We start from the raw sequence: 8,197 nt of genomic DNA, 5'->3' as shown, positions 1-8,197 counted from the left end.
GATCCGGCCGTCGACCACGGTGAACCCGCAGCGCAGCTGACCACCCGGCGCGGCGAGCGGCACCAGCGCGGAGCAGGCCTCGTCGACGGCCATCCGCAGGTCCGACACCGCGTCGAGGTCGAAGTCGGCGCGCGCGGCCAGGTCGGCGGCGACGGCGCGCACCGAGGGGATCAGCGCCGGGTCGGCGTGCACCCGCACCTCGACCGGGCTCGGCACCTCACCGAGGCTCGTCGTCCCGGACAGCCCGTCGACCTCGGTCGCAGCTCCCGGGGCAGGGCCCTGCGGCACGCGCTCACGCTGCTGGGGTTCGGGCGTCTGCACGACTGCGGGTCTCCGTTCGCGGCGGGTCGGTAGGGCTGGTCCGACGGTGACGGTCCGGGGCCGGAACCTTGGACCGGCGGAGGGATGGTTCCGCCGACCGCTGCGTCACCGTATCGGCGCACGGGCCGCCGGTCACCACCGGTGGCGGCGCACGTGTCTTCGCACCGGCACGCGCGCCGGGGGTCGGGCGGGCCACCTCAGGCGGCCAGCGCCTCCTCCACGGTCGAGAAGATCTGGAACAGGTCCGTGAGGCCGGTCGCCTGGAGCGGGCGGCTCACGGGTCGGCTGTCGGCGACGAGGCGGAGCGAGACCCCGCGGTTGCGCGACTCGTCGAGGGCCTCGACCAGCAGCGCGAGGCCGCTGGAGCCGAGGAACTCGACGGCGAGCATGTCGAGCACGAGGACCGACAGACCGGCCCCCAGCTCCTCGGTGACCTTCGCCCGCAACGCCGGCGTGGTGAGCATGTCGATCTCGCCGGACAGGCGGATCACCGACGTCGGGCCGGAGCGCTCGACCTCGACCCCCATGGGCTCCTCGGTGGAGAAGTCGTCCTCGGTCGCCACGACCTCACGCCCCCCGTTCCCTGCGCTCTCGGACATGCACTGCACTCCTCTGGATATCTGGGCTTCGGCGGCGCCAGTGCGGGCGCACGATACCCACTGGCCGGACCCTACTCGCGACGCACGGTCGCAGGGCGGGTGCGGGGCGCGGTCCGCGGTGGCGCCGCCTGAACGGTCGCGCCCGACCGAGTGACGAATCACGGGTTTGTGGCAGTGCGCGTTCGGCTATTCCCGCGACGCCCCCCGTGGGCCGGTCGTTCCCGACCCACCGGAACGCGCACGCGCGCTCCCCTTCGTGACCTGGAGGTTCCCGTGGCCGATGTCCGCCTGCTCCCCGGCCCGATCATCGACGAGTGGGATTGGCAGCTCCACGGAGCGTGCCGGGGCATGGACTCCAGCTTCTTCTTCCACCCCGACGGTGAGCGCGGCCCGCGTCGTGAGCAGCGCGCGAGCCAGGCGAAGCGGGTCTGCATGGGCTGCCCGGTCCTCGAACCGTGTCGTCGTCACGCCCTGGCCACCCGCGAGCCCTACGGCGTGTGGGGCGGGCTGACCGAGGACGAGCGTCGCTCGGCGTTGCGCCGTCCCCTGACCGGTTCGTCCGCGGGCGAGATCGTCCTCGAGGTCTGAGAACCCTCCCGACGACCCCCGGCGCCCGTCACCGGGCGACGGCGATCAGAGGTACTGGCCGCCGACCTGTCCGGCGTCGACCGGGGCCTCGCCCGGGACAGCACGACGCATCTGCTCGAGCTGGCCCCGCGCCGACAACTGCTGCGCCAGCACGGCGCTCTGGATGCCGTGGAAGAGCCCCTCGAGCCACCCGAGCAGCTGCGCCTGCGCAATCCGCAGCTCCGCCTGCGAGGGCACCTCGTCGGTGCCCAGCGGCAGTGAGATGCGCGCCAGCTCGTCACGCAGTTCGGGAGCGAGCCCCTTGCCCAGCTCGGCGATCGACCGGGCGTGGATGTCGGCCAGCCGGGCTCGACCCGCCTCGTCGAGCGGGGCCTGGCGGACCTCCTCGATGAGCTTGCCGACCATCCCGGCGACCCGCATCACCGCCCCCGGCGACTCGACCAGCTCCGCGGTCCCCGCACCGTCCCCGGCCCCGCTCGCGGCGGCCGCCGCGAGCGCCGACCGCGGCTCGGCGCGACTCTCGTCCGCGCCTTCCTGGAGTTCCTCGCTCACCGCCCCATCATGTCCTGCCGCTCCGCCTGCCCGCGCGGGGTACGGCCCCGCGGGATCGCGAGGGCTTGGAGCCCCGCGACCCCGGGTACCTCGGCCGCGAGGTGAATCGTGGAGAAGCTCGCGTGGGATGTCCGGTCCGCGCCGCCGTCGGGCGGCGCGGTCGTCGCGTCGGTACGGGGCGACCTCGACCGCGCGACCCGCACCGCCCTCGTCACCTCGCTCGCCGACCTGCTCGTCGAGCACGGCGGGGTCGTCCTCGACGTCTCCGGGCTGCACCCGGGGCACAGCCCGGCCGTGCACGCCTTCACCGAGGCCCTCGCCCGCGCCGGCGGCTGGCCGAGCGCCCGCCTGGCGCTCGCCGCGCCCGACCCCGCCCTCGCGGCGCTGCTGACCGCCTCGCGGGTGGCCGAGGAGGCACCGGTGTACGGCGACGTGGCCGACGCCCTCTCCCATCTGGCGGACCGGCCCGCCGTCCTGCGTGACGGCTGGCGGTTCGACGTGGACCCGCACGCCCCGGGGCGGGCCCGGTCGCGGGTCCGGGACCTGTGCCGGCGCTGGGGCCTCGAGAGCGAGGTCCGCGAGGCCGCCGAGATCGTCATCACCGAACTCGTCACCAACGCCGTCGAGCATGCCCTCAGCCCGTCGGTCGTCGAGGTCGAGCGGCACGGTGACGCGTTCCGGATGGCGGTGCGGGACTACGGCTCCAGGGCGGGTCACGACGTCCCGGAGGCGACCTTCTGGCACGTGCCGCCGATGTCGTCGTCACGCGGGCGCGGCCTGGCGATGGTCGCGGCCGTCTCCCGAGCCTGGGGCGTGCTCCGCCACCCCGACGGCAAGACCATCTGGGCGGAGATGGCCACCTGACCGGTGTGACCTCGGCGACCCGCGCTGCTCCGGTGATCGATCCCGGGCGTCTCACGGGTAGCTGGCACCGGAAGGCCCCCTCGCTCCCGACGCGGAGAGCACGGACTGGGCCGAACGGTGGACGGCGACAGGGTGGTCGCCGGTCCTGACGCCGCCGACTGTCGCACGGCGTCGACATTCACGTGGCTTTGACACCGGTTGTTGACCGTCGTGTGACCAGGTCGGTGTTTGGCTGTCACACAGCGTGCCGATCCTGGTAGCGCTCCACCCGCATCCCTGCACCCGAACGGAAGGTGACCGTGCTCCTCGACCCCACCACCCCCCGGCCCGACAGTGCCGTCCCCGCCGCCCGTCTCGACCCCGACACCCTGACGCTGCCCCCGGTCGGGTCCGCGACGTCGACCGCCGCCGTCGTGCCCGAGGCGCCCGCCCCCGGAGATCACGCTCCCGAGCTCCCCGACGACCTCGCTCCCCTCGTCTCCCGCGCCCGCCGGGACCGCGGTTCCGCCCTGGCTCTCGTGCACCTGCTGCTCGAGCGGGGCTGGTCCGCGACGACCGTCGGCGCGACGCTCGCCGGCCAGGTCGGGCTGACCCGCACGCAGATCGAGGCGCTCGCCACCGTGCGCCGGCCGCGGACCTCCGCGTCCGACGTCGCCGACCGCCTGGTGGCCGCGCGCCACCCGCTCGCCCGCGTGCCGCACCCGCGGCGCAGCTGAGCCGCCTGCTCCGGCCCCACAGGGCCTGATCCGGTCTTCGGCACCGTCGCTTCTCCGGCAGCGACGGTGCCGTTCGCACGGACCCGGGCCGGTGCCCCGCGTTCGGACGGCGCGTCGGCGAACGCCGTCGCCGGTGGACCTGGGATCCTGAGCGGGCCCATCGCCCGATTCCCGAGGAGCACCGGTGCCTCCCGTCCATGACGACCTCGCCGAGCTCGCTGCGGCCTACGGGGTCGCGACCCGCTACCGCGACTCCTCGGAGCGCATCGTCGAGGTCGATGCAGGCGTCGTCGTCGACGTGCTCGCCGCCCTCGACGTCGACGCGTCCTCCCCCGACGCGGTCCGCGCCGCCGTGGCGGCGCGGCGTGCCCGCACCGACCTGCCACCGACGATCGTGGCGCCGACGGATCTCGAGCTGCCCGGTCCGGGCGAACTGACCCTCGAGGACGGCAGCGTCCGGTCGGTCACCTCGCTGGACGCCACCGATCTGCCCGTCGGCTACCACCGGCTGCGGTGCGGGACCGCCGAGTCCACCGTGCTCGTCGCGCCCGACCGGCTCCCCGAGGTGCCGCGCACGTGGGGCTGGATGGTCCAGCTCTACTCGCTGCACTCGGCCGAGTCGTGGGGCTGCGGCGACCTTGCCGACCTGCGCGACCTGCTCGGCGCCGCGTCCGCCCAGGGGGCGGGCGCCGTGCTGTGCAACCCGCTGCACGCCCTGCGCCTGGACCCGACCGTCGAGCCGTCCCCCTACTCGCCGTCGTCGCGTCGCTTCCTGCACCCGGTGTCGCTGCGGGTGCAGGCCACGCCCGCCTACCGGGCGGCGCCCGCCCACGTCCGCCACGCCGTCGACCGGCTCGCCCCCGGCCACATCACCGCCGACGTCCTGGCCGAGCCCGCGGTGGGCAGCCTGGAGCAGCAGGGCCTCATCGACTACGACGCGGTGTGGAACGCGAAGCGCTCCGCGCTCGCGCTGCTGCGCCCCTTCGCCGGCTCCGTCGGTGCGCTGCCGGACCTCCCGGGCCGGGAGGCGCCCCTGGTGCCGGGCGGCTTCCTCGTCGCGGCCGAGGGGGACGAGGCCGAGCACGCCACGACCGACGACGCGCTGGCGGCCGAGCACCGGGTCGCCGTCGCCGCGATGGACCGGGCGCTGCGCGACGTCGCCACCTGGTTCGCGCTGGCCGAACGGCACGGGCCGGAGTGGCGGTCCTGGCCCGAGGGCCTCCGTGCCCCCGACGGTCCGGACATCCCGGCCGCGCAGGCCGAGCTCGCCGACCGGATCGTCTTCCACGCGTGGTGCCAGTACCTGCTCGACGGCCAGCTCGCCGAGGCCCACGCCGCCACGTTCGGCATGCCGGTCGGCCTCATCGCCGACCTCGCGGTGGGGTGCGCACCCGACGGGGCGGATGCGTGGGCGCTGCAGTCCTTCCTCGCGCCCGGGGTGCACGTGGGTGCCCCGCCGGACGACTTCAACCAGCTCGGCCAGGACTGGTCGCTGCCCCCGTGGCGGCCCGACCGCCTCGCCGAGGCCGGCTACGCGCCGCTGCGCGAGATGCTCGGCGCGGTCCTGCACCACGCCGACGGCGTGCGGATCGACCACGTCGCCGGGCTGTGGCGACTGTGGTGGATCCCGCCGGGTCGGCCCGCCACCGAGGGCACCTACGTCGCCTACGACGCCCGGGCGATGCTCGCCGTCCTGGCGATCGAGGCCACCCGGGCCGGGGCGATCGTCGTCGGAGAAGACCTCGGCACCGTCGAGCCCGAGGTCACCGAGGGGCTCGCCGCACGCGGGATGCTCGGGTGCGCGGTGCTGTGGTTCCAGCGCGACGACGAGGGCCACCTGCTGCCGCCGCAGGAGTGGTCCGAGACCACGCTCGGGACGATCTCCACGCACGACCTGCCGACCGCGGTGGGGTTCCTGCGCGACGAGCACGTCCGGGCGCGGGAGGCCGCCGGGCTGCTCACCGACCCCGACACCGCCCGCGAGCAGTCCGCCCGCGAGCGCGCCGAGCTCGAGGAGATGCTGGTGGCCCAGGGGGTGCTCGGCGCGGACCGTTCGGAGGAGGCGGTCGTCGCGGCGATGCACGCCGCCCTGGCGCGGGCGGCCTCACGGATCGTGCTGGCCTCCTTCACCGACGTGCTCGACGAGGTGCGCCAGCCGAATCTGCCCGGCACCACCGACGCCTACCCGAACTGGCGCATCCCGTTGCCGCTCCCGACCGAGGAGCTGCTGCGCGACCCCCGGGTGCACGCGACCGTGCAGGCGCTGCGGGGGCACTGAAGCCACCCGGACGGCGGGGAGCCGCCGACGGTGCGTGACCCCGGTCGGCCGGGCGTCGTTACGGACACAGCGACCTGCCGCGGGGTCCAGCCTCGGCCTCCGGTTCCCACCGACCGTCCGGTCGTGCCCTCTGCTTCCCGCCGCGCCCAGGTCCACCCCGGGCGGCCGCGGGCGCCCGTGCCCCTGGAGGCCGAGTGCACTCCGATCGTCCCGACGCCGGTGTTCCGGAGCCCGGTGCCGCCGAGGTGGCGGTGCAGGAGGCCCCGCCCGGTGTACCGGTCGTCACGGTTGTCGGGGACGTCGACGCCGAGTCGCTCGGGACCGTGCGGGCCGGCGTCGAGCGGGCGCTCGAGACGGGCGCCCCCGCCGTCGTGCTCGACCTCACCAGGGTGGTGCTGCTCGCGTCGGCGGGGATGACGATGCTCCTCGAGCTCACCGACGACCTGCGCCTACGCGGCTCGGCGCTGCTCCTCGCGGGTTCCACCCGGACGGTGCGCCGTCCGCTCGCCGTCACCGGGCTGGACCGGGCGCTCACGCTGCACGACGACCTGGCCGCGGCGGTGGCCTCGGCGGCCTCGATCGGGGCCGAAGCGGACCGTCACGAATCCCTCCCGGACTAGACGGACACCCCGCTCCACGGTGACCGCCGGTTTGTCGGCAGGGGCCTCGGGTACACGACGGGCGACCGAGAACGGCCGGGGAACCGCCCGCGCCGCGGAGATCGACGCGCTCCCCCGTGGATGTCCGGGGTGCGGCGCGGACCCGACGAGGAGGTGCTCGTGGCCCGGCCCGACCCCCCTGTCACGAACGGCCGGCTCACGTGCGGCTCCGGCGTGCCCGGCGACCGGTTCGACCCACCGGAGGACGTCGAGGTCCGCGTCCCGGCCGGACCGCGAGCGGTGATCACCATGCGCACCGTCGCCGCCGATCTCGCCGCCCGCGCGGAGTTCACCCTCGACGCCGTGGCCGACCTGCGGATGGCCGTCGACGAGGCGTGCTCGAGCCTCGTCGCGCTGGCCCGTCCAGAGACGCGCCTGACCTGCACCTTCAACGTCCACGAGGAGCGCATCACGGTGACCGCATCGGTCCTGACCACCGGAGCGGAGCGGTTGGACACCGACTCCTTCGGGTGGCGAGTCCTCACGACGCTGGCCGGAGACGTCCGCATGCTCTCGGCCACCCCGGGCCAGGCCGGAGACCCGTTCCGATTGGCCCTGAGACTGTCCGTCGAGCGTCTCGGGACCCCACTGTCGTGACGGCTCGTGAGGCCGACAGCGAGACCGACACGACCGAATCCTCCCCGGAGGCGACCGCGAAGCCGGAGCGGCGCGGCTCACGGGGTGAGTACGACCACCTCATGCCGATGCTCGCCGAGCACGCGGCCCTGCCCGACGGGGACCCGCGCCGCGCGGAGCTGCGCGACGAGCTCGTCCGCGGTCACCTCCCGGTGGCCCAGCACATCGCCCGGCGCTTCTCGCGGCGCGGCGAGCCCGAGGAGGACCTGGAGCAGGTCGCCACCCTCGGGCTGATCAACGCCGTCGACCGCTACGACCCGGAGCGGGGCACCGACTTCCTGTCCTACGCGGTCCCGACGATCACCGGCGAGGTGCGGCGGCACTTCCGGGACCAGGCGTGGGCGATGCGGGTGCCCCGCCGGCTCAAGGACCTCAACGTCACGCTGTCCGCGGCGATGTCGCAGATGTCGCAGACGCTCGGGCGGGCCCCGACGGCGACCGAGCTCGCGACGAACCTGAACCTGCCCAAGGAGGACGTGCTCGAGGCCCTGGAGGCCTCCAACGCGTACCGGTCGGGCTCGCTGGACGAGATGCTCGTCGACGACCCCGACTCGGGCACCGTCTCCGACCTGCTCGGGGAGGCCGATGCCGCGCTGGACAAGGTGGAGTACCAGCAGTCGCTGGCCCCGCTGCTGGCCGACCTGGCCCCGCGCGAGCGCACGATCATCATGCTGCGGTTCTTCAAGAACATGACGCAGTCGCAGATCGCCGACGAGGTCGGGATCTCCCAGATGCACGTGTCCCGCCTGCTCGCCAAGACCCTGTCCCAGCTCCGCGACGGGCTCGGGGAGAGCGGGCGATAGGTGGCCTCCGACCTTGCTCACAAGGCGGAAGCCACCGGCCGTCGAGGTCGTTGAACCGTCACGTGACCAGTGAGCTCTTCACCCCGATCACCCTGCGCGGCACCACCGTGCGCAACCGGATCTGGGTCGCCCCGATGTGCCAGTACTCGGCGACCGACGGGCTGCCCGACGACTGGCACCT

At 74.7% G+C, this 8,197-nt stretch carries 10 protein-coding genes; 7 read left to right on the top strand and 3 right to left on the bottom strand.

Annotated features, from left to right (window positions below; all coding sequences use genetic code 11):
* Together VGI02_RS20760 and VGI02_RS20755 are read right to left on the bottom strand one after the other, a co-directional pair.
* Window positions 1–321 (bottom strand): ATP-binding protein (locus VGI02_RS20760; protein WP_414638336.1); only part of this gene is annotated, 321 nt, incomplete at its 3' end.
* A 197-nt stretch (window positions 322–518) separates the two neighbouring features.
* Window positions 519–920 carry an STAS domain-containing protein gene (locus tag VGI02_RS20755; RefSeq protein ID WP_331630391.1) on the bottom strand — a complete coding sequence of 134 codons (402 nt, stop codon included), beginning with the start codon at window positions 918–920 and terminating at the stop codon, window positions 519–521.
* Between the two features lie 273 nt (window positions 921–1,193).
* On the opposite strand from VGI02_RS20755, the gene VGI02_RS20750 reads away from it, so the two are divergent.
* Window positions 1,194–1,508, top strand: a complete 315-nt coding sequence (locus VGI02_RS20750) for a WhiB family transcriptional regulator (RefSeq protein WP_331630389.1) — start codon at window positions 1,194–1,196, stop codon at window positions 1,506–1,508.
* A 45-nt stretch (window positions 1,509–1,553) separates the two neighbouring features.
* Here VGI02_RS20750 and VGI02_RS20745 read toward each other — a convergent pair whose 3' ends face one another.
* Window positions 1,554–2,060 (bottom strand): proteasome activator, encoded by a 507-nt coding sequence (locus tag VGI02_RS20745; protein ID WP_331630387.1) that lies wholly within the window; start codon window positions 2,058–2,060, stop codon window positions 1,554–1,556.
* Window positions 2,061–2,168: 108 nt separating this feature from the next.
* Between VGI02_RS20745 and VGI02_RS20740 the strand changes: the two genes are divergently transcribed.
* The 6 genes from VGI02_RS20740 (at window position 2,169) to VGI02_RS20715 (ending at window position 8,016) form a co-directional block, all read left to right on the top strand.
* Window positions 2,169–2,924: an ATP-binding protein gene (locus VGI02_RS20740; RefSeq protein WP_331630384.1), complete on the top strand. Its 756-nt coding sequence runs from the start codon at window positions 2,169–2,171 to the stop codon at window positions 2,922–2,924.
* Window positions 2,925–3,217: 293 nt separating this feature from the next.
* Window positions 3,218–3,640 (top strand): hypothetical protein, encoded by a 423-nt coding sequence (locus tag VGI02_RS20735; protein ID WP_331630382.1) that lies wholly within the window; start codon window positions 3,218–3,220, stop codon window positions 3,638–3,640.
* 184 nt (window positions 3,641–3,824) lie between these two features.
* A complete protein-coding gene (malQ, locus tag VGI02_RS20730) occupies window positions 3,825–5,918 on the top strand; it encodes a 4-alpha-glucanotransferase (RefSeq protein ID WP_331630380.1) in 2,094 nt (697 codons plus the stop codon).
* Between the two features lie 194 nt (window positions 5,919–6,112).
* Window positions 6,113–6,538 carry an STAS domain-containing protein gene (locus tag VGI02_RS20725; RefSeq protein ID WP_331630378.1) on the top strand — a complete coding sequence of 142 codons (426 nt, stop codon included), beginning with the start codon at window positions 6,113–6,115 and terminating at the stop codon, window positions 6,536–6,538.
* A 129-nt stretch (window positions 6,539–6,667) separates the two neighbouring features.
* The gene (locus tag VGI02_RS20720; protein WP_331630376.1) at window positions 6,668–7,174 is read left to right on the top strand and encodes an ATP-binding protein; all 507 of its coding nucleotides are present in this window, start codon (window positions 6,668–6,670) and stop codon (window positions 7,172–7,174) included.
* Between the two features lie 101 nt (window positions 7,175–7,275).
* Complete coding sequence (locus VGI02_RS20715; RefSeq protein ID WP_331630393.1) at window positions 7,276–8,016, top strand: RNA polymerase sigma factor SigF; 741 nt, start codon at window positions 7,276–7,278, stop codon at window positions 8,014–8,016.
* Window positions 8,017–8,197: the final 181 nt, after the last annotated feature.

It is taken from the genome of Actinomycetospora sp., assembly GCF_036497245.1.
In the GTDB taxonomy this organism is placed as follows: domain Bacteria; phylum Actinomycetota; class Actinomycetes; order Mycobacteriales; family Pseudonocardiaceae; genus Actinomycetospora.
The sequence above is the reverse complement of the archived record's forward strand: the minus strand, read 5'-3'. Positions and strand labels throughout refer to the sequence as shown.

Coding starts and splice junctions, on each gene's coding strand:
- VGI02_RS20755 (WP_331630391.1), bottom strand. CDS start 920: ATGTCCGAGAGCGCAGGGAACGGGGGGCGTGAGGTCGTGGCGACCGAG.
- VGI02_RS20715 (WP_331630393.1), top strand. CDS start 7,276: ATGCCGATGCTCGCCGAGCACGCGGCCCTGCCCGACGGGGACCCGCGC.